The sequence below is a fragment of the Amycolatopsis sp. NPDC088138 genome (genome assembly GCF_044741685.1).
Lineage (GTDB): Bacteria > Actinomycetota > Actinomycetes > Mycobacteriales > Pseudonocardiaceae > Amycolatopsis.
Map to the genome: position 1 here is coordinate 212,817 of NZ_JBIUTB010000002.1, position 24,741 is coordinate 237,557.

The 24,741-nt window shown below is 69.1% G+C and carries 27 protein-coding genes and 1 tRNA gene; 13 read left to right on the plus strand and 15 right to left on the minus strand.

The window, feature by feature from the left end; translation table 11 throughout:
- The first annotated feature begins 5 nt into the window (after positions 1-5).
- From ACIOD2_RS08490 to ACIOD2_RS08505, 4 genes are all read left to right on the plus strand, one after another.
- Positions 6-707, plus strand: coding sequence for a response regulator transcription factor (locus ACIOD2_RS08490; RefSeq protein ID WP_400535898.1), 702 nt, complete (start codon positions 6-8; stop codon positions 705-707).
- Positions 704-1,753: a sensor histidine kinase gene (locus ACIOD2_RS08495; protein ID WP_400535901.1), complete on the plus strand. Its 1,050-nt coding sequence runs from the start codon at positions 704-706 to the stop codon at positions 1,751-1,753. Before ACIOD2_RS08490 ends, ACIOD2_RS08495 begins: the two co-directional genes overlap by 4 nt.
- 108 nt (positions 1,754-1,861) lie before the next feature.
- Positions 1,862-2,284, plus strand: coding sequence for a hypothetical protein (locus tag ACIOD2_RS08500; RefSeq protein ID WP_400535904.1), 423 nt, complete (start codon positions 1,862-1,864; stop codon positions 2,282-2,284).
- Positions 2,281-2,685: a hypothetical protein gene (locus ACIOD2_RS08505; protein WP_400535907.1), complete on the plus strand. Its 405-nt coding sequence runs from the start codon at positions 2,281-2,283 to the stop codon at positions 2,683-2,685. The genes ACIOD2_RS08500 and ACIOD2_RS08505 overlap by 4 nt, the downstream gene beginning before the upstream one ends.
- On the opposite strand, the gene ACIOD2_RS08510 is transcribed toward ACIOD2_RS08505, so the two are convergent.
- Complete coding sequence (locus ACIOD2_RS08510; RefSeq protein WP_400535909.1) at positions 2,682-3,515, minus strand: MBL fold metallo-hydrolase; 834 nt, start codon at positions 3,513-3,515, stop codon at positions 2,682-2,684. The two genes, ACIOD2_RS08505 and ACIOD2_RS08510, sit on opposite strands and share 4 nt — an antisense overlap.
- A 37-nt stretch (positions 3,516-3,552) precedes the next feature.
- The gene (locus ACIOD2_RS08515; protein WP_400535911.1) at positions 3,553-4,614 is read right to left on the minus strand and encodes an NAD-dependent epimerase/dehydratase family protein; all 1,062 of its coding nucleotides are present in this window, start codon (positions 4,612-4,614) and stop codon (positions 3,553-3,555) included.
- 122 nt (positions 4,615-4,736) lie between these two features.
- Here ACIOD2_RS08515 and ACIOD2_RS08520 point away from each other — a divergent pair, with 122 nt between their 5' ends.
- Positions 4,737-5,237: a molybdenum cofactor biosynthesis protein B gene (locus ACIOD2_RS08520; RefSeq protein WP_323323880.1), complete on the plus strand. Its 501-nt coding sequence runs from the start codon at positions 4,737-4,739 to the stop codon at positions 5,235-5,237.
- A 306-nt stretch (positions 5,238-5,543) separates the two neighbouring features.
- Positions 5,544-5,717, plus strand: a complete 174-nt coding sequence (locus ACIOD2_RS08525) for a hypothetical protein (RefSeq protein WP_400535914.1) — start codon at positions 5,544-5,546, stop codon at positions 5,715-5,717.
- Positions 5,718-5,721: 4 nt separating this feature from the next.
- On the opposite strand, the gene mscL is transcribed toward ACIOD2_RS08525, so the two are convergent.
- The 4 genes from mscL to ACIOD2_RS08545 form a co-directional block, all read right to left on the minus strand.
- Positions 5,722-6,138 (minus strand): large-conductance mechanosensitive channel protein MscL, encoded by a 417-nt coding sequence (mscL, locus tag ACIOD2_RS08530; RefSeq protein WP_323323874.1) that lies wholly within the window; start codon positions 6,136-6,138, stop codon positions 5,722-5,724.
- An 84-nt stretch (positions 6,139-6,222) separates the two neighbouring features.
- Positions 6,223-6,873, minus strand: coding sequence for an SAF domain-containing protein (locus ACIOD2_RS08535; RefSeq protein WP_400535917.1), 651 nt, complete (start codon positions 6,871-6,873; stop codon positions 6,223-6,225).
- A 130-nt stretch (positions 6,874-7,003) separates the two neighbouring features.
- The gene (locus ACIOD2_RS08540) at positions 7,004-7,333 is read right to left on the minus strand and encodes an FmdB family zinc ribbon protein (RefSeq protein WP_323323870.1); all 330 of its coding nucleotides are present in this window, start codon (positions 7,331-7,333) and stop codon (positions 7,004-7,006) included.
- A gap of 86 nt (positions 7,334-7,419) precedes the next feature.
- Positions 7,420-8,010, minus strand: coding sequence for a 5-formyltetrahydrofolate cyclo-ligase (locus ACIOD2_RS08545; RefSeq protein WP_400535920.1), 591 nt, complete (start codon positions 8,008-8,010; stop codon positions 7,420-7,422).
- 24 nt (positions 8,011-8,034) lie between these two features.
- Between ACIOD2_RS08545 and ACIOD2_RS08550 the strand changes: the two genes are divergently transcribed.
- From ACIOD2_RS08550 to ACIOD2_RS08570, 5 genes are all read left to right on the plus strand, one after another.
- Positions 8,035-8,940, plus strand: coding sequence for a UTP--glucose-1-phosphate uridylyltransferase (locus tag ACIOD2_RS08550; protein ID WP_400535923.1), 906 nt, complete (start codon positions 8,035-8,037; stop codon positions 8,938-8,940).
- Positions 8,937-10,214 carry a gephyrin-like molybdotransferase Glp gene (gene glp / locus ACIOD2_RS08555; RefSeq protein WP_400535926.1) on the plus strand — a complete coding sequence of 426 codons (1,278 nt, stop codon included), beginning with the start codon at positions 8,937-8,939 and terminating at the stop codon, positions 10,212-10,214. Before ACIOD2_RS08550 ends, glp begins: the two co-directional genes overlap by 4 nt.
- Complete coding sequence (locus ACIOD2_RS08560) at positions 10,214-10,882, plus strand: GNAT family N-acetyltransferase (protein ID WP_400535929.1); 669 nt, start codon at positions 10,214-10,216, stop codon at positions 10,880-10,882. Before glp ends, ACIOD2_RS08560 begins: the two co-directional genes overlap by 1 nt.
- A gap of 163 nt (positions 10,883-11,045) precedes the next feature.
- Positions 11,046-11,900 carry a gephyrin-like molybdotransferase receptor GlpR gene (glpR, locus tag ACIOD2_RS08565; RefSeq protein ID WP_400535932.1) on the plus strand — a complete coding sequence of 285 codons (855 nt, stop codon included), beginning with the start codon at positions 11,046-11,048 and terminating at the stop codon, positions 11,898-11,900.
- A 53-nt stretch (positions 11,901-11,953) separates the two neighbouring features.
- Positions 11,954-12,026 (plus strand) — tRNA-Ala (locus tag ACIOD2_RS08570).
- Between the two features lie 78 nt (positions 12,027-12,104).
- Here the strand turns inward: ACIOD2_RS08570 and ACIOD2_RS08575 are convergent.
- From ACIOD2_RS08575 to ACIOD2_RS08610, 8 genes are all read right to left on the minus strand, one after another.
- Positions 12,105-12,284 carry a hypothetical protein gene (locus ACIOD2_RS08575; RefSeq protein ID WP_400535935.1) on the minus strand — a complete coding sequence of 60 codons (180 nt, stop codon included), beginning with the start codon at positions 12,282-12,284 and terminating at the stop codon, positions 12,105-12,107.
- A 296-nt stretch (positions 12,285-12,580) separates the two neighbouring features.
- Positions 12,581-13,039, minus strand: coding sequence for an HD domain-containing protein (locus tag ACIOD2_RS08580; RefSeq protein ID WP_400535937.1), 459 nt, complete (start codon positions 13,037-13,039; stop codon positions 12,581-12,583).
- A gap of 436 nt (positions 13,040-13,475) precedes the next feature.
- On the minus strand, positions 13,476-14,648 hold the full coding sequence (locus ACIOD2_RS08585) for a Fic family protein (protein WP_400535940.1): 1,173 nt from the start codon (positions 14,646-14,648) through the stop codon (positions 13,476-13,478).
- Between the two features lie 714 nt (positions 14,649-15,362).
- Positions 15,363-16,715 (minus strand): CBS domain-containing protein, encoded by a 1,353-nt coding sequence (locus ACIOD2_RS08590; protein ID WP_400535943.1) that lies wholly within the window; start codon positions 16,713-16,715, stop codon positions 15,363-15,365.
- A gap of 57 nt (positions 16,716-16,772) precedes the next feature.
- Positions 16,773-17,354, minus strand: a complete 582-nt coding sequence (locus tag ACIOD2_RS08595; RefSeq protein ID WP_400535946.1) for a Rho termination factor N-terminal domain-containing protein — start codon at positions 17,352-17,354, stop codon at positions 16,773-16,775.
- Complete coding sequence (locus ACIOD2_RS08600; RefSeq protein WP_400535949.1) at positions 17,354-18,292, minus strand: ParA family protein; 939 nt, start codon at positions 18,290-18,292, stop codon at positions 17,354-17,356. Before ACIOD2_RS08600 ends, ACIOD2_RS08595 begins: the two co-directional genes overlap by 1 nt.
- A 105-nt stretch (positions 18,293-18,397) precedes the next feature.
- Positions 18,398-19,390 carry an alpha/beta hydrolase gene (locus tag ACIOD2_RS08605; RefSeq protein ID WP_400535952.1) on the minus strand — a complete coding sequence of 331 codons (993 nt, stop codon included), beginning with the start codon at positions 19,388-19,390 and terminating at the stop codon, positions 18,398-18,400.
- Between the two features lie 16 nt (positions 19,391-19,406).
- Entirely contained in the window at positions 19,407-20,705 is a 1,299-nt protein-coding gene (locus ACIOD2_RS08610) for a cytochrome P450 (RefSeq protein ID WP_400535955.1), read from the minus strand.
- 182 nt (positions 20,706-20,887) lie between these two features.
- Between ACIOD2_RS08610 and ACIOD2_RS08615 the strand changes: the two genes are divergently transcribed.
- Both ACIOD2_RS08615 and ACIOD2_RS08620 read left to right on the plus strand, forming a co-directional pair.
- Positions 20,888-21,721 carry an SAM-dependent methyltransferase gene (locus tag ACIOD2_RS08615; RefSeq protein WP_400535957.1) on the plus strand — a complete coding sequence of 278 codons (834 nt, stop codon included), beginning with the start codon at positions 20,888-20,890 and terminating at the stop codon, positions 21,719-21,721.
- 42 nt (positions 21,722-21,763) lie between these two features.
- A complete protein-coding gene (locus tag ACIOD2_RS08620; protein WP_400535960.1) occupies positions 21,764-23,893 on the plus strand; it encodes a putative bifunctional diguanylate cyclase/phosphodiesterase in 2,130 nt (709 codons plus the stop codon).
- Here the strand turns inward: ACIOD2_RS08620 and ACIOD2_RS08625 are convergent.
- Positions 23,836-24,732 carry a DMT family transporter gene (locus ACIOD2_RS08625; RefSeq protein WP_400535963.1) on the minus strand — a complete coding sequence of 299 codons (897 nt, stop codon included), beginning with the start codon at positions 24,730-24,732 and terminating at the stop codon, positions 23,836-23,838. The genes ACIOD2_RS08620 and ACIOD2_RS08625 overlap by 58 nt on opposite strands.
- Between the last annotated feature and the right edge of the window lie 9 nt (positions 24,733-24,741).

A 24,741-nucleotide genomic window follows, 5' to 3' on the forward strand; every position in this document is an offset into this window, starting at 1 on the left:
ACGTGATGAACGATCAGGCCGGGCGTGTGCTCGTGGTCGACGACGACGAGACCGTGCGCGACGTCGTGCGCCGCTACCTCGAGGTGGCCGGGTTCACCGTCGACATGGCCGGCGACGGCGCCGAGGGCCTGGCGAAGTTCGCCACCCACGAGCCCGACCTGGTCGTCCTCGACGTCATGATGCCCGGGATCAACGGCCTCGAGGTGTGCAAGCGGCTGCGCCAGGTCAGCCAGGTGCCGATCGTCATGCTCACCGCGCTCGGCGAGGAGGAGAACCGGATCGCCGGACTCCAGCTCGGCGCCGACGACTACGTGACAAAACCCTTCAGCCCCAAGGAACTCGCTCTCCGCGTGGCGTCCGTGCTGCGCCGCGCGCGGATGCCCCGGCCGCAGCCCGTGGCCGCGGAGCTCGTGGACGGCGCCCTGCGGCTGCAGATGACCGCCCGCACCGCGACCCTCGGCGGCCGTGAACTCCCGCTCACCACCCGGGAGTTCGACCTGCTGGCGTTCTTCCTCGGCCACCCCGGCGTCGCCTACTCGCGGGCGGACCTGCTGGAGAAGGTCTGGGGCTGGGACTTCGGTGATCAGTCCACTGTGACCGTCCACGTGCGACGGTTGCGCGAGAAGATCGAGCGCGAACCGGCCAAGCCGACCCGGGTCGCGACCGTGTGGGGCGTCGGCTACCGCTACGACCGGGAGCAACCGTGATCGAATCCGGTGAACCCTTCGCCGACATCCTCACGCACCTCTGGCACATCCTGCCGCTGGCGCTGCTGTTCGCGCTCCCGGTGGCCGTGCTGGGTGGCGTGGTGCTCTACGTGCTGCGCCGCGGTTCCCTGGCCACCACGCTGACCGTGCTGGTGCTGATCCCGGTGCTGGCGACCCTGGTCGGCGTGCTGGGTGTCAGCGGGTTCATGTTCACCCCGGCGCTGACCACGATGCTGCTGGTCTGCCTGCTCGTCGGGGTGGTCACCGTGCCCGCCGCGATCATCCTCGGCCGGGCCATCGCGCGCCGCAGTGTGTGGGAGCGGGAAGCGCGGGACCGCGAACGTGCGGCCGAGGCGTCACGGCGCGAGCTGGTCGCCTGGATCAGCCACGACCTGCGCAGCCCGCTGGCCGGCATCCAGGCGATGGCGGAGGCCCTCGCCGACGGCGTCGTCTCCGAACGCGACGAGGTCGCCGACTACGCCCAGCGGATCAGCGGTGAGACCACCCGGCTGTCCGGGATGGTCGGCGACCTGTTCGAGCTTTCGCGGATCACCGCGGGCGCCCTCGAGCTGACCATGTCCGCAGTGCCGCTGCGGGACGTCGTCAGCGACGCCGTCGCCGCCCAGAGCCCGGTCGCGGAGCGGAAGCGGGTGCGGGTGCTCGCCAACGCCGAGAGCTGGCCGATCGTCTCCGGCAGCGACCCGGAACTGGCCCGGATCGTGCGGAACCTGGTGTCCAACGCGATCCGCCACACCCCGCCGGACGGGACGGTCGCGGTCCAGATCGGCGTCGACGGTGACGAGGCCCTGCTGGCCGTTGACGACTCCTGCGGCGGCATCCCGGACGACGAGATCGGCCGGGTCTTCGACGTGGCCTTCCGCGGGACCCAGGCCCGCACACCCGAGCGCAGCGGGACGACCACCGGCGGCGGGCTCGGCCTGGCCATCGCCAAGGGCCTGGTCGAGGCGCACCGCGGGAAGATCGGCGTGCACAACCACGGCCCCGGCTGCCGGTTCGAGGTTCGTTTGCCTCTCGCGATGTCGTAGATCCGGGTGACACCCACATCGGTGGGAGTTCCGCTCGATCCGAGTCCCGGCCGCCGCGGCTGGTCACCTTCCGGTCAGAGGCTGGATCACTCTGACCAGGGAGGAACCATGAAACGGACGTTGACCGGGCTCGCCCTCTGCACGTTCTTGGCCTTGTCCAGTGCGGGGGTCGCGGAGGCGGCTGCACCCGCCTTTGTCCCGCCTACCGCCGCCGGCTGTGGTGGCACCGGCTACGCGCCGCCCGGTGGTGGCTGGGGCGCGGTCTCGAACTCGAGCTGCGGGCTGGCCGGTTCGCCCGGCCTGAAGATCAGCTACAGCTACACCTCGCGCTCCGACGCGAGCCCGATCCACGCCTCCGCCAAGCACTACACCACCGCGGCGGGCAGCAACCCGGGCCCGGAGAAGTGGACCGAGTTCGGCGCCGGGACGCGCGGGGACAGCGGCCCGCTGCCGTGGGGGAACTCGCTGGCCATGAAGTCGATCAAGTTCCAGTCGATCAACGTGCTCGGCGCGATCGTCGACTGGTCGTGATCCGGACGCTGTGCTGGGTCCCGGCCCTGCTCGTGCTCGCCGCGTGCGGTGCGCAGGCGGCGCCGGGACCCGGCGCGGTCGAAAGGACCGTGCGCGACTACGTGGCTTTGCGCAACAACGGCGACCTGCGGGGAATGCTCGGCAAGTCGTGCGGTGGCCTGTACACCGCGACGAGCAACCTCCTCGCGCAGAGCCCGGACCGGCAGCGGGAGATCACCGGGTCGATGCGCGGTCACCCTGTCGACGTCGCATCCGTCGTCGTCGACACGTCCGGCGACCACGTGTTCGCCACCACGATGACCGGCTCCGCGCAGACCGCCCGCGGCCGCGAGACGGCGAGTCAGCACGTGGAAGTCCGCCAGTACCAAGACGGTTACCGCGTCTGCGAGATGGAGCCTTAGACGGCGACCGGGGTCCGCCCCGGGCCGAGGCGGAGGAACTCCAGGCCGGGGAAGTGCGCCGGCGCGATCACCGCAGACGTGCGCTCGGCCTCGTCCAGCCAGCGTTGCCGGGTGCGCGCTGCTTCGGCCGGGTCGTGGTCGGCGATGAAGTGGACCCGGTCGTCACGCAGCTGCACCGGCGTGTGGATGACGTCGCCGAGCAGGATCAGCCGCTCGTCGTCCGCCTCGACGTCGAGGACGTAGTGCCCGGGGGTGTGGCCCGGCGCGTGCCGTGCGGTGATGCCCGGGGCCAGCGGGACGGCTTCGCCGTGGATCGCCTCGACGTTCCCGGCCGCGCGCACCGCTTCCAGCCCGACCCGGCTCCAGTCGTCGTGGCTCAGCCGTTCGACCATCGGGTGCCAGTCCGCCGCGCCGTGGACGATCCGCGCGCGGGCGAACGCCGGCGTGCCTTCCGGCGCCAGCCCGCCCACGTGGTCCGAGTGCAGGTGCGTGACGAACACCGTGTCGACGTCCTCGGGTCCCGCGCCCGCCTTGGCCAGTGCGGCCAGGAGGTCGCCGCCTTCGCCCATCGGCGGTGCCGGGTCGCCGATGGCCGGCGTGACGCCGTGCGGGAAGCCGGTCTCGCGTGGGCCGAACCCGGTGTCGACGAGGATCGTGCGGCCCTGGCCGCGGACCAGGAACGCGCCGATCGGCAGGTGCACGGTGCCGTCCGGGTCGAGGACGCCCGGGTGCTCGTCCGGGTCCAGTCCGGGGAAGAACGGGACCGGGATCCGGCACAGGCCGTCGGTCAGAGCTTCGATCGTGTAGTCGCCCACGGTGATCCGCTGCATGACAGGGACAAGTTCGGCGGTCGCCGGACCATTCCCGTCAGGCCGAAACCGGGTCCCGCAGTTCCGCCGTCGCGAAGCCGTCGATGCCGGCGGCGAACCCGACCTCCGCGGTGAACCCGAGCAGCTCCCGGGCCCGCGCGGGGTCGGCGACGACGTGCCGGACGTCCGCGGTCCGCGCGCCGCCGACGACCCGCGGTGCCGGGCCGTCGCACGCCCGCGCCAGCTCCTCGGCCAGCTCGCCGACCGTGTGCGGGATGCCCGAGCAGACGTTGACCGGGGTGATGTCGCCCTCCGGGCCGTCGGCGCCCAAGGCGAGCACGTTCGCCCGCGCGACGTCGTCGACGTGCACGAAGTCGCGCTGCTGACGGCCGTCCTCCAGCACCCGGGGTGCTTCGCCGCGGACCAGCGCCGACCGGAACAGGGACGCGACCCCGGCGTACGGGGTGTTCTGGGGCATCCGCGGCCCGTAGACGTTGTGGTAGCGCATCGCCCAGACGCTGCCGCCGGTCTGGCGCGCCCACGCGCCGGCCAAGTGCTCCTGCGCCAGCTTCGTCGCCGCGTACGTGCTGCGCGGGTTCAACGGCGCGTCCTCGGGCACCAGCTGCCACGCCAGCTCGGTACCGCAGACCGGGCAGCGCGGCTCGAACCGGCCGGCGTCCACATCGGACGCCCGCCGCGGCGACGGCGGGACGACACCGTGGTCCGGGCACGAGTACCGGCCTTCGCCGTAGACGACCATCGACGACGCCAGCACCAGCTTCCGCACCCCGGCCGCGTGCATCCCGGCCAGCAGCACCGCCGTACCGTAGTCGTTGTGCAGGGCGTACGACGGCGCGTCCGACGGGTCGACGCCGTGCCCGACGACGGCCGCTTGATGGCACACCGCGTCGACGCCGTCCAGCAGCTCCGCGACGATCTCGGTGTCGGTGACGTCGCCGCGCAGGAACCGGTGCCGCCGCGTGTAGGCCGGTGGCGTGCGGGAGCCGTGCGCCGTCGGGAGCAGGTTGTCGAGCACCACGACGTCGTCGCCCGCATCGGCCAGCCGATCGGCGATGTGGGACCCGATGAACCCGGCTCCGCCGGTGACCAGTACGCGCACAACGGACACGCTAGGTGCGCGCGCCGGGTGCCGTCGCGACGAGCGCGGTCACGTCACGGAATCGTCAGAACTCACCGGGCACCTCCCGGCGGCGGACCGCCGAAACCGACTACGGTGGGCGCATGGAACGGAGTGCACAACGGCTGGGCCGGGCCCTCGTGGTCATCGTGGACGATCGCGTGGCGCACGGCGAGCACGAGGACGCCACGGGACCGCTGGTCACCGAGCTGCTCGAAGAAGCGGGCTTCATCGTCGACGGCGTGGTGGTCGTCGAGGCCGAGACCGTGGGGATCCGCAATGCGCTCAACACCGCCGTGATCGGCGGTGCCGACCTGGTGATCACGGTCGGCGGCACCGGTGTGCTGCCGCGTGACAACACCCCCGACGCCACCGCCGGTGTGCTCGACCGCCCGATCCCGGGCATCAGCGAGGCGATCCGCGCGTCCGGCCTGGCCGCCGGCGCCGTCGACGCCGGGATCTCCCGCGGGCTCGCGGGCGTTTCCGGCAGCACGCTCGTGGTCAACCTCGCCGGCTCGCGCTCCGCGGTGCGGGACGGCATGGCGACCCTGACCTCGCTGGTGCCGCACGTGATCGACGAGCTTTCGGGCCTCGAAGAGGTGTAACTCCCTCGGCGTCGCCGAAATGGTGATCGTGGACTTTCACATCGGCGGGACCTGCGCGTGCGCCGGCTCGGCTTCGGGGCGATGTACCTGCCGACGGAGCCCGGGGCGACGCGCGAACAGGCGATCGTGGTTGCCCGTCGAGCTGGGCGTGACGCTGATCAACATCGCCCACCTCTCTGGCGGCGGCGCCAACGAGGAGCTGCTTGCCGAGGCGCTGTGCCCGTGTCCCGACGAGCTGGTGATCCCCACCAAGGCCTGAACTTCGCTCTTGAGTTGTCAAGGAACGCCTCGTGGGACACTGGGGGCATGCCGGGCACTGAACGCGACCCCCAGACCAGCAGCGAGCGGCGCCGCCGGGTCGACGAGATCTTCGGGGACGTGCTGCCCGAGACCACCTCGGACGAGTGTGACCCCGACCGGCGCACCGGCCTCCCGGACGACTGGTACCGGGAGAACCGGCCGCCGCACCACGACCGCTGAGCCGTCAGTCGCGGCGGTGGTTGCCGCCCTGGGCCTGCGCACGCAGCAGGTCGCGGATCTCGATGAGCAGCTCGACGTCGGTCGGCTCCGAGGGGCCCGGCTCCTGGCCGCGCTTGCGCCGCTCCTGCACGTGCTTCACCGGCAGCACGATCACGAAGTAGACGACCGCCGCGACCAGCACGAAGTTGATCGCCGCGTTGATCACGCTGCCGAAGTCCAGGAACGTGGCCTTGTTGTTGTCGAAGATCTGGTAGCCGAGGCCCTGCGCGGCGTCCGTGCCGCCGATCGTGCTGATCAGCGGCTTGATGAGGCCGGTGGTGAACGCCGTGACGATGGCCGTGAACGCCGAGCCGATGACCACCGCGACGGCGAGGTCGACGACGTTGCCGCGCATCAGGAAGTCCTTGAAACCCTTGAGCACTTGTTCTCCTCACGAACGGGGACGGTTGCTCCACCGCCCCGAAGCCTGCCGGGGGATGCCGTCGCCCGTCTCGGCGGGCGCGGGCTAGCGGAGAGTAACCGTTACCGGACGGTCCAGTGAAATCGCCGCCACCCGCGTCGCGATCGCCTCGGGGAGCCTCAGCAGAACGAGTGGTCCCTTGGCCGGACCGGCCATTGGACGCGCCCCGGCCGGGTCCGGCGACCCGATCGTCACCACCATCGCGCCACTGGCCAGCACGGAGGCGGACGCTCCCGGCTCCGGCGCGGCCACGACGTCGACGCGCTGTCCGGGCCGCAGCAGATCGGCGACAGCCGAATCGGCCAGCCGGACCGGCACGGTCGCCGTCGCGGGATCACCCGACGCGGGGATGGTCGTCGCCAGCCGGACGTCGGTCAGCGGTTCACCGGCGCGGACAGCGCCCGCGAGCAACCGTCCTTCGACGGCGTCGAGGGAGATCAGCGCACCCGACGGGCGTGCGTCGCCGGGGAGCTCGGTGAGCCGGACGTCGGACGCGCGGAGCGTGGCGCCGGAGGGAAGGTCGCGGGCCGCGACGACGGTCGGGGTCGTCGGTGCGCCGCGTGCGGAGCCGGGGTGCGCGACCAGCAGTGCCCCGGTCAGGACCAGGCCGACGGCGAGCCAACGGCGGAGCAGCCGTGTTCGCCGGCCCAGCAGCCGGGTGAGATCGAGTGTGCGGAGCTTCGCCAAGACGTCCACAGGTCCCCCTCGGTCGGATCGAGTGCGGCCACGTGCCGCACAAGATCGACGTTAGGAGCAGCGGACGGGCCGCCGGAAGGGCCTCGTCCGCAGCCTGTGGACAACTGGGGTGCTGTGAATAACTCCGGGCTCAGGAAGCCGCGGCGGCGGTTTTCGTCGTACCCGAGGAGGAGGATGCCGCGCCCGAGTCGGACTTGGGCTTCGACTCCGACTTGGTCTCCGACTTCGACTCGGACTTGGTCTCGCTCTTCGCCGGGGCCGCCGTGGTGCTCGACTTGCTCGCCTCACGCGAGTCCGTGCGGTAGAAACCGCTGCCCTTGAAGACGACGCCGACCGAGCTGAAGACCTTGCGGAGCGGGCCGGAGCACTGCGGGCAGACCGTCAGGCTGGGGTCCGAGAACGACTGCACGGCTTCGAACCGGTGGTCGCATTCTTTGCAGGCGTACTGGTACGTAGGCACTGAGGGCTCCTTTGCTGGCACTCATCCGACAAGAGTGCCAACTAGATTGTGCTTGAAAGCATTCCCCGAAAGCAATTCCGCGTTGCTCACATCGGCAGCTCGAGCACGCCTCGACCAGGAGTCAAGGCGCCGCTCATCCGCACGTCGTGAGGTTGCCCGGGCAGCCGGTCGACCAGCTCTTCGTCGCGGACGACGGCGAGCAGGTCCGCGCCGGCCGCGGCGAACACCAGCGAGCGATCGTAGTGGCCGGCACCCCGGCCGAGGCGGACACCCTGGCGGTCGACGGCCAGCGCGGGCACCAGGATCACCTCGGCCGCGCCCACGGCCTCGATACCCAGGCGCTTTCCGGTCGGCTCGAGGATGCCGCGCAGCCGGCCGGGCCGGAGATCGGCCTCGCCGGTGTACTCGGCCCAGTCGAGCGGACCCGGTTCCGGCCGGATGACCGGCAGCAGGACCCGGGCCCCGCCGGCGGCCAGCGCGTCGGCGAGCGCCGTCGTGCCCGGTTCGGTGCCGAAGGGCAGGTAGGCGCACACGGTCGTGGCTGTGACCTTCAACACGGCGCTGACCAGCGCGGACGCCTCCTGGGCGTGCGATTCGGGGGTCTGTTCCGCCCGCGCGCGGGTCAGCCGGGTACGCCACTCCGCCTTGCTCAGGTGCTCATTGCCCAGCGCATGCATGGCCTCACGTTAGGCTTTGCGCCCATGACGGGCGCCGCAACCTCCAAGACGTTCAGAACCGCCATCGTGCCTGCAGCCGGGCTCGGTACTCGCTTCCTCCCGGCGACGAAGGCCGTGCCCAAGGAACTGCTGCCCGTGGTGGACACACCGGGGATCGAGCTGGTCGCGGCCGAGGCGGCCGCCGCCGGGGCGGAACGCCTGGTCATCGTGACCTCGCCGGGCAAGGAAGCCGTCGTCAAGTACTTCGAGACCCAGCCCGAGCTGGAGGCGAACCTCGAGGCCAAGGGCAAGACCGAGCTGCTGGAGAAGGTCCGCCGCGCCCCCGCGCTGCTGTCCGTCGAGACCGCCATCCAGGAGCAGGCGCTCGGCCTCGGCCACGCCGTCGCGCAGGCCGAGCCGAACCTGACGCCCGAGGACGAGGCCGTCGCCGTGCTGCTGCCGGACGACATCGTGCTGCCGACCGGCGTGCTCGAGCGGATGAGCGAGGTGCGGGCCAAGCACGGCGGCAGCGTGCTCTGCGCGTTCGACATCCCGAAGGCCGAGATCTCGCCATACGGCGTCTTCGACGTCACCGACACCGATGACGAAGACGTCAAGCAGGTGCACGGCATGGTCGAGAAGCCGAAGCCGGAGGACGCGCCGTCGACGTACGCCGCGGCGGGCCGTTACCTGCTGGACCGGGCGATCTTCGACGCGCTGAAGCGCATCACCCCGGGCTCCGGCGGCGAGCTCCAGCTGACCGACGCGGTCGCGCTGCTGATCACCGAAGGACACCCCGTGCACATCGTCGTGCACCGCGGCGGACGCCACGACCTGGGGAATCCGGGTGGTTTCCTGCGCGCCGCGGTCGATTTCGCGCTTGAAACGCCCGAGTACGGTCCATCTTTACGGGCGTGGTTGACGGAACGGATCGGGACAGATCGCCCATGACGGAATCCCTCGACGAGGCGCGGCCCGAGGTGGCCGAGGAGGAGGCCGAGTTCCGCTCGGTCGACGCCCAGATCGCGATGACGCTGGACGCCGCCGTCCGGCCCCGGCCGGTGCGGGTGGCGATCTCCGAGGCCCAGGGCCTGCTCTGCGCCGAGGAGGTGGTCGCCGAGCACGCGCTGCCCGGGTTCGACCAGGCGGCGGTCGACGGGTACGCGGTGCGCAGCGTCGACGTGCGTGCGGCCGGGCAGGAGGAGGTACAGCTGCCGGTGGTCGGCGAGATCGCGGCGGGCTCGCGCCAGCCGCGGCGCCTCCAGCCGGGCCAGGCCGTGCGCGTCGACACCGGCGCGCCGCTGCCGACGCTGGCCGACGCCGTCGTGCCGCTCGCCTACACCGACGGGCACCAGGCCAAGGTCACCGTGCACCGCTCGGTGCCCTCGGCGGGGTACGTGCGCCGGGCCGGCGAGGACGTCCAGATCGGCGACGTCGCGGTCCGCAGCGGTGACACGATCGGGTCGGCCCAGGTCGGCCTGCTCGCCGCGGTCGGCCGCGCGAAGGTGCTGGTCTACCCGCGGCCGCGGGTCTCGATCGTGTCGGTCGGCGACGAGCTGGTCGACATCGACCGGACGCCGTCGGTCGGGCAGGTCTACGACGTGAACTCCTACGCCCTGGCCGCGGCCGCGCGGGACGCGGGCGCCGAGGTCAGCCGGGTCGGCATCGTGTCGAGCGAGCCCAAGCGGCTGCGCGAGATCGTCGAAGGCCGGCTGCTGATGTCGGAGATCGTGGTGGTCGCCGGTGGTGCCGGGGGCAGCACCGGCGACGAGGTCCACTCGGCGCTGTCCGACCTCGGCCGGATCGACTCGACGCGCGTCGCGATGCACCCCGGCTCCGTGCAGGGGTTCGGCAGGCTCGGGCCCGACTCGGTGCCGACGTTCCTGCTCCCGGGCAACCCGATGAGCGCGCTGGTGGTGTTCGAGGTGCTCGTGCGGCCGCTCATCCGGGCCGCTCGCGGCACGCGCAACCCGCACCGGCGGATCGTCGGCGCGCGGCTGCTTTCGCCGATCACGTCGACCGAGGGCCGTCGCGGCTTCCTGCGCGGGCAGCTCCTGCGCGACGAGGCCAACGGCGAGTACCTGGTCCACCCGCTCGGCCAGTCCGGGGCGCACCTGCTCGCGTCGCTGGCCGAGGCGAACTGCCTGATCAACGTGCCGGAGGAGATGACCGAGGTCGCCGCGGGCGAGCAGGTGCAGGTCACCTTCCTGGCGCAACGGGCCTGATGAACTCCGTGTCGGGCGTCTCCTACCCGGTCGAGAGCAGGCACCCGGGCTGGCCGGCGCGTCTCGGCCCGCTGCGGGTGCCCGCGGGGGAGGTCGCGATCCGGCCGGTCCGGCTGCGCGACGCCGGCGAGTGGAGCCGGATCCGGCTCCGGGACCGCGCGCACCTCGAGATGTGGGAGCCGACCGGCATCGGGCCGTGGCCCGAGCGCAACGCGTTCTGGTCGTGGCCGTCGCAGTGGGCGGCGCTGCGGTCGCTCGCGCGGCGCGGGCTCTGCCTGCCGTTCACGATCACCCTCGACGGCCGGCTCGCCGGCCAGATCACGGTCGGCAACGTCGTCCGGGGGTCACTGCGGTCCGCCTGGATCGGCTACTGGGTCTCGTCCGACGTCGTGCGCGGCGGGGTCGCCACAGCCGCTGTCGCCCTGGTCACCGACCACGCCTTCGTCTCGGCCGGGCTGCACCGGCTGGAGGCCACCGTGCGGCCCGAGAACGCCGCCAGCCTGCGGGTTCTCACCAAGGCGGGATACCGGCAGGAGGGGCTGTTCGAGCGCTACCTCGACGTCGCCGGCGCCTGGCGGGACCACTACTGCTTCGCGGTCACGCGCGAGGAGACCGGCGCCGGGCTGGTGTCGCGGCTGGTCGCGGCGGGTCGCGCCGACTACGCCTGACGGTGATTACCCGCCCGGGGCTGCGAGCGCGTTACCACATGCTGTGAGATTCACCTAATCCGGTGAGGCATTTCCGTGATCCAACCCGGCGAGCCTCCGTCCGATCTGTTACTCCTGTGACTAGCGTGATTTCAGGTGAAGGATTCGGGGGAGGTGACGGGGGATGCCCAGCTCCGTGATCATCGTCGCGCTCGCCGCGGCATGGCTCGTCGTACTCGTGCCCATGGTCGCGCGTCGGCGGCAGCAGGTCGCGAGGACCGCTGACTCCGCGTTGGCGGCCAGGGTCGTGCGCAGTGGTGGTGGACGCAACGAAGACCGGGAGGAATTCGCCATGTCCGACAATCCCGTGAAGTCCCGGCCCTCGGTCGAGGACGACCTCGCGGAGCTGGAGGCGGACCTCGAACTCGAGGACGACCTCGACGACGAAGAGGAGCCGGATCCACTCCCGCAGCCGACCCGCGCCGAACGGCGGGCCGAACGCGACCGCCCCGGCTACCGGCCGGGCCGAGGCGGCTTCGACCCCGAAGCCGCGGAGATCGCGGCCCGCGCGAAGTACAGCTTCCGGCAGCGCGTCGTCGTCATCCTGCTCGTCGTCGCGGTGGCCACGGCCGTCGTCGCCGGCTTCCTCGTCCCGCTCGTGTGGTGGGGCCACGGCCTCGCCGACGTCGTGCTGGTCGGCTACCTCGTCTACCTGCGCCGCCAGGTGCGCATCGAGGAGGAGATCCGCCAGCGCCGTCTCGCGCGGTTCAACAGCACCCGCGCGCCGCGTCACCCGTCGGGTCCGGCACCGGCACCCCGGTCCTCTGTTGAGGACTTCGACGCCGAGGAAGAAGCCGAGGACGCCGATCACGTGGAGGTCGTCGAGCCGGCCCGCCGCGAGGTCGTCGAGCGCCGCCCGTCGCCGACATCCCGCATCCGCCGCAGCGCGGTCGTCGTCGACCTGGACGACGAGGACCCGGCCTTCGAGGAGCTCGACGAGCCCGGGACCGGCCCGTATCGACGCGCGGTAGGCGAGTGACCCCCCGCGTGATGTGCTCGTAGGGCACTGCTAAGCTTTACGAGCACAACCAAGGGGCTGTAGCGCAGTTGGTAGCGCGTCTCGTTCGCATCGAGAAGGTCAGGGGTTCGATTCCCCTCAGCTCCACGGCACGTCAAAGGCCGTCCACAGTAGAGTGGACGGCCTTTTTCGTCGCCGTGATAGCAGCGAAGTACAGCAGTGGCGCTACTCATCGAGGCTCTCGCCAAGGCGCTTGAGCGCGTCCCGCGTCTTCTTCGAGGACGCCTGCGAGTAGATCTCCATCGTCATCGAGAACTGAGCGTGCCGCAGGATGCGCATGATCACCCGGGGGTGCACGTCAAGGTCTACCAGGAGCGTCCCGCAGGACCGCCGGCCATCGTGCACAGTGATCTTCCGGACCCCGGAGCGTGCGACGCGGTTGTCCCAGGACCGGTTGAAGTTCCGGGGTCGATCGGCAGCCCGTACTTGGTGGTGAACACTAGGTCGTTCGGGTGCCAGGCCAGCTCAGCTTCCTTCCGGTCGGCGAGCTGGTCCCGCCGGCGTGCAGGAGCGCATGGACGTGCTGGTCTTCTCTGGTGCGTTCCTGGTCGAGTAGAACGACTTGGTCCCGCTGATCCGCGAGAAAGCCACAGTGGGCGTGCAATTCCGCATCTTGGTCGGCAACGAGACCGCAGAGGCTGTCAAGCAGCGTGCGATCGAAGAGGGGACTCCGGGCGGTTTGGAGGGGCGAGTGCAGCTAATGCGTCGCTATCTCGCGGATCCGCGATAACCAAGGCATCCAATACTGGGCTGTCGGCGAACGGGAATTCGTCCAGTTGCTCGCTCATCCCTCGCTCTCCTGCCTCGAAGCGAGCGCCGGAGTGGTGCGCCACCAAGTTCACGATATCAGCCGGCCAACCGAGGTCCCGGAGGTGTCGCGCGCCGTCGAGGGGATGGAACTTTGTCAGGCCGATCTCGGGGGAGTACCCGATGTCGTGAAGCCATGCCGCGACTACCAGGTGTTCTGCCCTGTAGGGCTGCACAGCACCGGTCAGTTCGCATGCACGTGCTGCCACGGCTTGCACATGCGACCAGCGGCGCCCGAGCGGGCTAACGAGTTGCTCCGCAAGGCGTGCTGCGTCCTCAACGAGTGTGGCCATGGTCCTCGACTCTATCGTCCGTCGCGTGGCGTGATGCGTGCCTTGCGTCGTGCGTTCGCTGTTCCCTGAGCGGGGGCCGGTGGGTGCCCAAACTGGGTTCCAGTCGTCAGGGTCCGCGTCGGTTCACGGCCGTACGGTGGTGCCTCCTGACCTGCATCAACGCGCTTGGCGTACTGCCGTGAACGAGCTGCCCGAGACCTGAAAGCGGAAGGTCGCCGGTTTGACCTCCGGCCTCGGCCACGCGAGCCTTCGTCGCCGCCAAATCAGCGGCCGGTCGACGGGCCACGCGGCGGGATGAGGTGCGGCGTGTCTGGATAGTAGGCGGGTCGGCGGGCGTAAGGGTGCACGGCCCTGTGACTCCGTGCGCTCTTACGCCCTTGACCGCAATCCCGCAGCTCAAGCCCCCGGTTTCGAGGGCTCACTCTTCTGGAGTCGATTAGTCCGCGACGGGCGGAATGAATGCCTTGATCTTTTCGCGAAGTACTCGGTACTCGCGGCGGCCCACTTTTTCGACTAGTCCCATTTTCCATAGCTGGTTCATGTCGCGAGCGGGCGTTCTTTCGCCGCATACGGCGTACTTCTTTGCGAGATGAATGGTCGCTTCTGTGACTTCTTCCGGCGTGTAGACCTTCTCGGGAACCATTCTTAGCGCTACTTCTCGCTGTCGATCCCGTGCAGGGCTGGTCTGAAGACGGCTAAAGCGCTCAAAGACGTAGCTCTCCCAGTGAATTGCCAGATTTTCGGCTCGAACTCGGCCGATCTGTTCACGAATCTCGTCGACAAAACCGCGTAGTGCGTACGTGATAAAGCTGCGCACATCCTTCTGGGCTGCGTCCAGTGCCAAATAGTACGCGTTACGAGTCTTGTTGTAGTGGTCTGACAGCAGATTTGTAGTGACGATCGGAATTACGCCGGACTCGGAAAGTATTTGGACTTCGACGAGTCTGGCGAGGCGTCCGTTGCCATTGCCAAAGGGGTGGACCCATGCAATATAGAGATGTGCAAGGATTGCAGCGAGAACTGCGTTGATAAAGCGCTCTTCGCGTCGCGATTTCTTGGTGACTGTTCCGCGTAGTTCCTCTAGCCAGCTAACGAGCTGCTTGGCGAGGTCTGGTACGTCCTGCCAATCAGGCGCTCGGTATGTGCCAGCTGCCACGTTGTGTTGCCGCAACTTTCCGGGAATAACCTCCGGCTTATCAGGGATTCCTTCGAGAATTTTTCCGTTAAGGTAACACAACCTGTCTACATCAATAGGAAGACGCTCGCCGCGCTCTAATGCGTTATCTATTTCCTCCAAGCATAATGCGATATTCTTTACCTCGCGTTCCTGGTATTCACGCGATTCTGGAACCTGAGTGGAACCCTTTTGGACAATCTCTTTCACCTGCTCTTCGGAGAGCGTGTTTCCCTCTATTGCTGTGGTTGCCTGGACTCCTCGGGCGAGGTAGATAGCCGCCAGCTCCTGAGCGGCCTGGGGCTTCAGTGGGACGCCGCCAAGGTGTTCGCACTTGCTCATGGCTTCGCCGAGCATGAGCCAGTCCTCAGGCAGCAGGCTTGAAGTCGTGAACGCGAACGAGACGAACGCGTGCGTGCGTGGCGCGGGGGTCATGCAAGTAAGCTACCTAGGTTTCCGCTGGTCAGCTACCCCTTAATCCTAATCGAGATGGTTTTTCGTCCACTTAGCTGTCTAGGAGAACGTCCATAGGCCTGTACGAGCGACGGAGCGTCAGAGGGCACACAGCCACTTCACTCGTCGTGCACCCGTAAGTGAACAAGCGAACACCTAGTGTATCCGTCGACGCACCGGCTAGTCTTCGCCCTAGATCAACACTCTCGGGCGATTCGACGGGCGGAGGAGGTGGTGGACGCGTCGAAGTTGCCGCCTGAACGTCGTAGCCAGCTGCTCACCGATGTGAGCACGAGGCTGTAACCCAACGGCAAACGCGGAACGCTCTAGCGGCCCCCGCGCTTCCCCTGCGCCACCGTCTGCCAATTCGAAGGCCTAGGCGGCGCTAAGGGCGTACGGTCCGTCCTTCGGGTCGGCTCGGAGGATGCAACGGCCTGGCCGTCTGCTGTACAGCAGCGAAGTACGGCAACCACGCTGGCGCTCTGCGACCACGACCGACCAAGTTCAGCCCTGTGACCCAGGCAAAGACTGGCAGCGACCACTCCGCTGATAGTTCGCATCGAGAAGGTCAGGGGTTCGATTCCCCTCAGCTCCACGCTTTGGAGGCCCGTGCCCGCGGACCCCGCCCGGGGGCACGCCCCCGGACCCCCAGTGTGGTTGCGTTCTCGTGGTGGGTGCGGCGGGTTCGTGTGGTGGTTATGCCGGGTCTCGGTATTGGTGCAGCATTTTGTTGAAGCGGCGTAGCTTGTCCACTGCGTCTTCCGGTACTGGGTCCGGGTGGAAGTGCATGACCTTGTTGCGGACGAACCGGATCTCTTCCAGGCGGGCAATGAAGGTTGGGCGGTCCAGTGGCCACCCCAGCTTGTCCCAGACCTCTTTGTTCTCCAGGACACGCTGGTAGTCGCCCATCGAGAGCTGGTCGAAGCTGGTGATCTTCCGGTTGCACAGCCGCTGGATGGTCGGGAGGTCGACGGCTCGGTTCAAGACCCAGCGGAGCGTCTGGTCCAGCTCGCCCACCTGGAAGAACGGCGTTGCCATCTCGCCGTAGCGCTGCGCCACGTCCGCCGTGGTGACGATGCCTTTGACCGCCTGGCTTTCGTCCAGGACGAACACGAACTCGCGCTGCTGCAGTGTGGGGAGCACCTCGAAGAGGTCCCGGTCATACGCGACGAGTTCGACGTGGGGGTCGATCGCGTCGGCGACGGTGGCGTCCGGCTTTTGGTGCATGGCCTGGGCGATCGAGCGCCACGTCAGCGCGCCGCGCACGTTGCGAGGGCCATTGAGGACGGCGAGCTGCGAGTAGTCGTTCAGAAGCATCTTCGTGATCGCTTCTGTGAGCGTGCTGTTGGGATTGACGGCTTCCACGCCTTCGAGCGGGGACAGGTTCCCGACCGTGAGCCGGACGTTCAGGTCGCTGCCGCCTTCGTCGTCCTCGACGCCGGGCAGGTCGTCGACTTCCGGTGCTCCGGCCGGCGTCGTCTCCTCCGGTTCGTCGGGCGGGGTGATCAGCGATACCAGCGTGTCCAGGGTTACCGCCCGGAAGCTGGGTGACGTCATCAGGCCGTGGTTGGCCAGATCCGCTTCGATCTGACTGACCTGGTCGCCACGCTCCTTCGCGCCCCAGAGCGCCAGGAGTTCGCGAACGGAGATGCGCTCCGGGGCGCGCTCCTCGGCGCGACTGCGCGCTTGCCTCAGACGGTCGTGAACGCGCTGACGGTCGATGTCCTCGCTCTGCCGGTGCGCCACCCGGGAAATCGCCCGGTCGAGCAACTCCTGGCGTACTCCGTCCAGCAGCCGGTCCTGGCTGTCCACCCACCACGCCCGCCAGCCGTCGACCGCCCGCATGCCGGCGGCCACCATGGCGGCCCGTGACGGCGAGCGGAACTCCTCGCCTCCGGGCTCGAGACGAATCCGGCCCCGGTCGGTCACGGTCGCGTGGTAGGTCGCGCCGATGCGGACGCGTTTGAACCTGAGCTTCGTCCCGGCTTCGATCAGCCCGGCTTCCAGGAGGTCCGAGACCGTGACGCGGCGGCCGTCGATCAAGTACATGGCGCGACCGCCGAACTCGTCGCCTTCTCCTGCTGTTGTCTCAGCAGTCACTGGTGCTCACCACTTCCGCAAGCCGGCGAACCTGCGCCGGGCGCCGATCGCCTGCCTGAGGATCTTCTTCTGGAGCTCGGACTGAGACAGGCGTTCCACGCGCGTGAGCTGCAGTTCGGCTGCGACGGCGAGCAAGGTTTCCCGGTCCAGGTGCTGTGCCTTGAGGTAGGTGGCGCCTTCTGGCTCGGTCTCGATTTCGCTCAGGCGTGCGGTGATGGCTGTGACGTCGGCGCTCGGCTCCGCGGGGGCCGGCGGTGGCGGCTCCGGTGGGGCGGGCGGTTGTTCGGGCTTCTCGGCCATCGGCTCGCTCGTGGCAGGCTCCGGTTGGTCTTGGCGGGCCAGAAGATCCACTAGGGCAGGCTTCTTGAGACTCTTGTAACCGGTCAAGCCAAGCTGTTCGGCCATTTCCTTCAGCTTGGGCACCGTCAGCTTCTGAAGCTCCTGTGACCGGTCGTCGGAAGGGGCGGGGCGGTGCACCGTCAGCTTTGCCTCTCCGCTGACGATCGCCCGCAACGTCGTCTCGTCCTGTTGTTCCAGGAACTCGTAGATCCTGGCCTGCAGAACGGCGAAACTCTTCAGGTCACTCATCAACGATCACCCGACAGCGTGAGTGCGCGCAGCACCTCGTCGGTCAGCTGGTCGAACTCCTTGACGACCTCGTCCTTTCCGGACGTGCGCAGCATGGCCGGGACGCCGGTCTCGCCCGCGTCGCCGAAGTGCTTCGGGCTGTTGCGGATCTTGTTCTTCAGCACCGGCACCACCGAGTACCCGTTCACCTGCTCGATGTAGCCGTGCTGGGCCAGCGTCACCTGTTGCGAGTAGATCTGCACCATGGTGAAGACGACTCCGAGGAACGTCGGGTCTATCGGCCGGTACGTTCCGGAGTCTCGTTTGTGGTTGACGTATTCGTTGAATTGCTGCACCAGCCCCGCGCAATTGCCGGCGAGGTAGTCCAGGCCCAGCGTGGACAGGTAGTCCGCCTTGGCGGGTACGAGGATCTGTTCGCTGGCCACGATCGCCGTCTTGGTGACGAGGCCGAAGTTCGGGGCGCAGTCGATGAGCACCAGGTCGTAGTCGTCGAAGCGGTTGTCCTCCAGCGCATCCCGGAGGCAGCTGTGCAGGTCCAGGAACTTCCGCTTCGACCCGTCGAGGGTGGTGCTCCCGCCCAGCCGGGCGGCCAGCTCGAGGTCGATGTCGATCAGGCCGAGGTGGGAGGAGATCAGGTCGAGCCGGCCGGCGGAGTTCCGGAGAACGTGGTTGACCCGTTCCGGTGTGACGACCAGGTCGGCCAGGGCGATGTCCCGTCCGAGGATTTCGGAGTCGTACCACTGCTTGATCGTGCGGTTGTCCTTGAGCCGGTTTTGCCAGTCGTCGACGGTGAAGAACGAGAAGGTCAGGTTGGTCTGCGGATCGAGGTCGATGAGGAGCACACGCAGGCCGCGGGCGGCGGCCACCGCGCCCAGGTTGGCGGTGAGGGTCGTCTTGCCCACGCCGCCCTTGTAGTTCATGACCGCCACGACCCGCATACGCCACTCCCCGCTCGCCGATCCGGTCTACGACTTTCGCAGAAACCGGGCCGACGCGCGCGGGTGTCATCGAACTGACAATGCGTTGTCCCGTTTGTGTCACTATCAGGAAAGGGTCTTGAGCCAGTTCGTCACCTGGGCGAAGTACGTTCCCGCGTTCGGGGCGTAGTTGATCGCGTGGCCGTAGCCGTTCAGGATGTACGTTTGCAGGCGGGCTGCCGGAGCGAAGAACGGGGCTTCGGACGCGCGCAACGCCTCCGGGGACGAGCAGTCGCTCGCCAGGGGGCCGCAGAAGTGGGGGTCGTTGCCCACCACCAGAAAGACAGGCACCGTGATCTGCTGGGATGCCGGGATGACCACCGTGGTCATGGCGATCGTGTCCACCGCTTCTGTTGCTGCGAAGACGTCCTTTGTGGACTCGTCGTACGCGATTGCTCCCGGGTCGTTCGGGCCTGGGGTGTGGAAGGCCGTGTAGCGGGTTCCTGGCGACGTCGTCAGGTAGCCGGCGTCCAGACCTCGGCTGCCCAGCTGGGGGTCCAGCGGCGCGGGAATCATGTTCGCCAGTACCGGGATCACCGTGATGTAGTTCATCCGGTGGGTCATGTCCGTCACCAGGACGCCGTCGACGTCGTGGAACTTGGCTGCCTCGATCATGGCCATGGCCGAGCCGATCGAGTGGCCTCCGATGATCACCTTGGGGAAGCGGGCACGGATCGACTGGATCACCTGGTGTACCGCGTTCGCTTGGGCTGTTGCCGACAGCAGGGCACTCAGGGGTTTGGAGCTTGAGCCAGTGCCCAGGCGGTCGACCGCCAGCGCTGCGACGCCTGCCTGGTTCATCGCCAGGCGGAACGAGCGGAGCTCCGGGGTGTAGCCGATGTCCCAATAGGACGCGTTGTACGTCCCGCCCGGGATCAGGACCACCACCGTCTTCGCCTGGGACGGGGCGCAGAGGCGGCCGTGCATCGTGCCCAGTGGGACGGGGACGTAGAGGTCCTGGCAGGTGACCGTGTCCGCCTGGGCCGGGGTCGGCACGGACAGCGCCGCCGCGGTCAGCAGCAGGGCAGCACAAAGGCGGCGGAAGACTTGGCGAAGCAAGGAGAACTACCTCCAACTAGCGACGGACTGCCGTCATCGGCAGGCTTTCGGGGTAGGCGGCCGAGGTGAACTTCACGCGCACCGGCCGGTCCGACACCGGGACCAGCCGCCAGCGCGCGGCCACCGTGGCCACCGTGATGACGATTTCGTTCTGGGCGAAGACGTTCCCGATGCACTGGCGGGAACCCGCCCCGAACGGGACGAACGCGCCCTTCGGCGGCTGCTTCGCCCGGTCCGGGGACCAGCGATCCGGGTCGAACCGCTCCGGCGCCTCGAAACTGGCGGCGTCGTGGTGCAGGGCGTGCGGGCTGACGATCACCTCGGCACCCTCCGGGAGCCGCGTGTCGCCGAGGTCGACGTCGGTGAGGGTGCGGCGCATCAGCATCCAGAGCGGGTACTGGCGCAGCACCTCGTCGACCACCTGCCGGACGTAGGTCAGCCGGAACAGGTCGTCACCGGTGACCGGACGGCCGCCGAGCACCTCGTCGAGCTCGGCGTGCACCCGCTCCTCCACCTCCGGGTGCCGGCCGAGTTCGTGGAACGTCCAGGACAGGGCGAGCGCGGTGGTCTCGATGCCGGCCGTGAGCAGGGTGAGCACCTCGTCGCGCGCCTGCTCGTCGGTCATGCCGCCCAGCAGCAGCATCGACAGCAGGTCGCCGCGGTCGACGCCGTCGGTCCGCCACTCGCGGATCACCTCCAGCACGATCGCCTGCATCCGGGTGATCGCTTCGTCGAACCGGCGGTTGCCGGGGATCGGCAGCTTTTCGACGAATTTCGGCGACAGTGCGCGAATCATTCCCTGCTGGATGATCAAATAGATGGACCGGCGGGCTTCGGTGATCGCCGCTTTCCCCAGCTCGGTGGAGAACAGGGCCTCGCCGACGATCGTCACGGCGAGACCTTGCAGGTCTTCGTCGAGCATCCGGACGTCGCCCGGCTGCCACGAGTCGCCCATGTCGGCTGCCGCGCGGCGCATGGTCTCCACGTACCCGGCCAGGCGGTCGCGGTGGAACGCCGGCTGCATCAGCCGCCGCTGCCGCATGTGGAAGTCACCGTTCGAAAGCACCAGGCCATTGCCGACGAACGGCCGGAACTTGTCGAACATGGCGCCCTTGCGGAACTTCGGCCCGGACGTGACCAGCACTTCGTGGCTCAGCCGCGGGCTGGTGACGAAGTAGGTGGGCGAGGGGCCGAGGTAGATCTTGACGATCTCGCCGTGTTCGTGCAATGCGTCGGTGAATACGAAGCGTCGCCGCAGGAGCGCCGGGGTGTGCCCGAGAAAAGGCCACCGGCCCGGTGCGACCGGGACGGTCATGAGGACTCCTCGTTACGCCATTGTGTGGATTCCGCCAACGAGACGGCCTACGGTAGGCGCGTCCGGTCGAGTGTGACAGTGCCCGATCGGGTGGTCTGCCGTCATGCATATGGCGCAGCGAAGGAACCGTGAGGGGTCGCTAAACTCGTTGCCATTCCCGATGTGACTAGAAGGTGTTCTCTGTGACACGATCACCGGAATGGGTGCCACCGGGTGTCGATATCTCCGTGCCGAGCATGGCTCGTACGTACGACTTCATGCTGGGCGGAGGACACAACTTCGCCGTCGACCGCGCGGTGGGTGTGCAGATCGAGCGCGCGATGCCCGGCCTGCGCGAGGCCGCGCGCGTGAACCGCGCGTTCCTCGGACGGGCGGTGCGGTTCATGGTCGACCACGGGATCCGGCAGTTCCTCGACGTGGGCTCGGGGATCCCGACGGTGGCGAACGTGCACGAGGTGGCGCAGGCCTGCGACCCGGGATGCCGTGTGGTGTATGTGGATCGCGACCCGGTGGCGGTCGCGCACAGCGAACTGATGCTGGCGGGCAACGATCATGCCGCGATCGTGCAGGCCGACATGCGGGATCCGGAGAAGATCCTCGAGTCGCCGCAGGTCCGCGGCCTGCTCGACCTCGACGAGCCGGTCGGGTTGCTGATGTTGCTGATGCTGCACTGGATTCCGGACGAGTCGGATCCGCGGGACCTCGTCGGACGTTATCGCGCGGCGATGGCGGACGGCAGTCTCCTCGCCATCACCCACGTCACCGGCGACCACCAAGGCGACAATCTCACCGAGGCGACCGACGTGATCAAGGAAAGCCGCAGCCCGGACCAGGTGACTTTACGGACGCACGCACAAGTGACCGAGTTGTTCGCCGGTTTCGAAATCGTCGAACCCGGTCTGGTCGGTTGTGGCGAATGGCGGCCGGCGGGTCCGGCGGACATCTCGGACGCCTCCGACATGAACATGCTGGTTTACGCGGGAATCGGCGGCAAGAAATCGGCCGGGCACCGATAGTGACCAATTCAAGCACGCGTTTTACAAAGCAGGGCTGAGCACATGCCGAAACCCGATCACCGGCCGGACCGGCCCTCGGTGACGTTCGACCCGGCGCGCGGGCGGAACCTGCTCGCCCGCAAATGGGCGTACCTGCTCAGCGGCGTGACCGTCGTGTCGCTGGGCCGCGAAGGGCTCGAACGGGAGCTGCGCGAGCTGCTCGACACGTTTTGCACGATCTTGCTGGGCAAGCAGGCGGACGCCCCGTCCGCGGAACGGATCGGCGAGCGGCTGGTCGCGCTCGGGTACGTCGGCGAGCCGGGCCTGCGGTGCACGCTCGAGGTCCTCGGGAAGGGCCTGCCGACGCTGCCGGAGCTCCAGCCGCCGGACCGCTACGCCGGGCGGATCGTGCTCGGCCTGGGCGCGCTCTCCTGCGGGTTCCTGCTGGCGCACGAACGCAGCGTCCTCGACCAGCAGGAGATCATGCACCTGGCGCTGCTCAAGGCGGTGCGCGACGCCCAGTGGAACCTCAAGGAGAGCGAAGCCCGCTTCGACGAGGTCGTGACGTCTTCGGCGAGCGGCATCGCGGTGGTCCGGCTCGACGGCCGCATCGTGCGGGCCAACACCGCGCTCGCCGAGATGCTCGGGCATCCCTCCGGCGAGCTGACCGGGACCGGGCTCTACGACCTCGTGCACCCGGATTCCGTCGAGGTCTTCCGCGAAGCCATGCAGACGCTGCTCGAAGACGGCGGCCGCGAGCGGGTCCGGCAGTCCCTGCGGCTGCTGCGCAAGGACGGCGACGTCGCGCGCATCTCGCTCACCGCGTCCCTGCTGCGCAGCGCCGACGACCGGCCCGGCCAGTTCGTGGTGGTGGTCGAGGACGGCACCGAGCTGATGCTGCTGCAGGGCGAGCTGAGCCGGCAGGCCCTGCACGACGTGCTGACCGGCCTGCCGAACCGCCAGTACTTCGGCACCCACCTCGAAGCCGCGCTGCGGCGCGCGGACCCGGTCTTCGGCGTCACGCTGCTCCACGTGGACCTCGACGCGTTCGGCATGGTCTGCAACAGCCTCGGCCGCCGCGTCGGCGAACAGGTGCTCGTGCACTTCGCGAAGCGGCTGAAGGCCGTCGTGGCTCGCGAGCGGGCCATGATCGCCCGCTTCCACAGCGACGAGTTCGGCATCCTGATCGAGAACACGGCGTTGACGCCGGACATCAGCACCATCGTGCGCGCCATCAACGACGAGCTCGCCGAGCCGTTCTTCGTCGAGGGGCACGGACTGGCGCTGTCGGCCAGCGCCGGGGTCGTGCACCGGCCGGTGAAGGGCATCGAGCCGGCCGAGCTGCTGCGGGCGGCCGACCAGACGTTGCGGCGGGCGAAGGCCCGGCGACGCGGACAGTGGAAGATGTTCGACCCGGTGGCCGACGCCGCGGACCGGCGGGCGCAGGGGCTCGCCGTCGGCATGGCCGGGGCGTGGGAGAACGGCGAGATCACCGTGCGGTACCGGCCGATGGTGCGGCTGGCGGACGGCGGGCTGGCCGGCGTCGAAGCCCGGCTGCAGTGGGACCGGCCCGGCCGGACCCCGTTGGCCCACGACCGCTGCGCGGCGCTCGCCGAGTCGACCGGGCTGGTGCTGCCGCTGGGCGACTGGGCGTTGCGGACGGCGAGCCGGCAGGGTGAGTGGTGGCACCAGCGCCTGGACTTCGGGCTGCCGGTGGTCGCCGGCCTGACCGAGCACCAGGCGACGGACGAGGCGCTGGGCACCCGCGTCACCGGCCTGCTGGCGGACTCCGGCCTGCCGCCGGAGCAGCTGATGATCGGCGTCCCGGTCGGTGCGCTGGGGACGGCCGGGGTCGTCGAGAACCTGACCGCGCTGGCCGGGCTCGGCGTCCGCGTGCTGCTCGACGAGTTCGGCCTGGGGCCGGACGACCTGCGGGCGGTCGAGGACCTCCCGGTCGGGGTGGTGCGGGTCGCCCGGCGGCTCGCCGAATGGCAGGCGTGGACGGACTCGACGTTCCTCGGCGCGCTGGTGCCGCTGGTCCGGCAGGTCGGCGCCACGCTGGTCGTCGACGGCATCGACACCGAGGTGCAGGCGAACTGGTGGCGCGACGCCGGCGCGGACCTGGCCACCGGGGACTACTTCGGCACCGCCGGCGAGGCGGGCACGGTGGTGGAGCACTTCGTCGGCGCCTGAGCCTTCCACCGGGTGAGCGCCACCGCGGCCAGCACGACCACCATGCCGCCGACGATCCTCGGGGTCAGCGGTTCGCCCAGGACGAGCGCGCCCAGGGCCACCGAGACGACGGGGAGCAGGTAGCCGACGGTCGCGGCCGCCGTCGGGCCTTCGTCGGTGAGCACGCGGTAGTTCAGGTAGAACGTGACGCCGGTGCCGAAGACGCCCAGGATCGTCACCGCGAGCACCGCCGTCAGGTTCGGCTCGGGCGTGGGGCCGGCCAGCGGGAGGGCGACGGCCGTCAGCGCGGTCGCCGTCATCAGCTGGGCGGCCGACAACGCCATCGGGGCGCCGTTCGGCGGGAGTTTCCGGGCCATGTAGGCGAACGCGATCGCGTAGCTCAGCGCCGCTCCGACGAGCGACAGCGCTCCGGCGCCCAGCAGGCCGGACTGCTGCCAGGGCGCGAAGATCACGAGGACGCCCGCGAAACCTAGGACCAGCCCGAGGATCCGGGGTGCGCCGAGGCGGCGTTCCGTGCCCAGTGCCGCGCCGATCAGCACCGACCACAACGGTGTCGTCGCGTTCATGACGCCCGCGACGCCGGAGTCCACCGTGCGCTCCGCGATGCCGAACAGCGCGAACGGCACGGCGTTGCAGAAGAACGCCGCGACGACCAGACGGCCCCACGTGGCCCGGTCGCGCGGGAGGCGCTGGCGGCCCGCGATCGCCAGCGCCAAGAGCGTCAACGCACCCAGGGCGCACCGGATCAGCGTGAGGTGGACGGGGCTCAGCCCGGTCAGCGCCAGCTTGATCCACAGGAAGCCCGAGCCCCACAGCAGGGCCAGCACTCCGATGCGCACCCATCCACG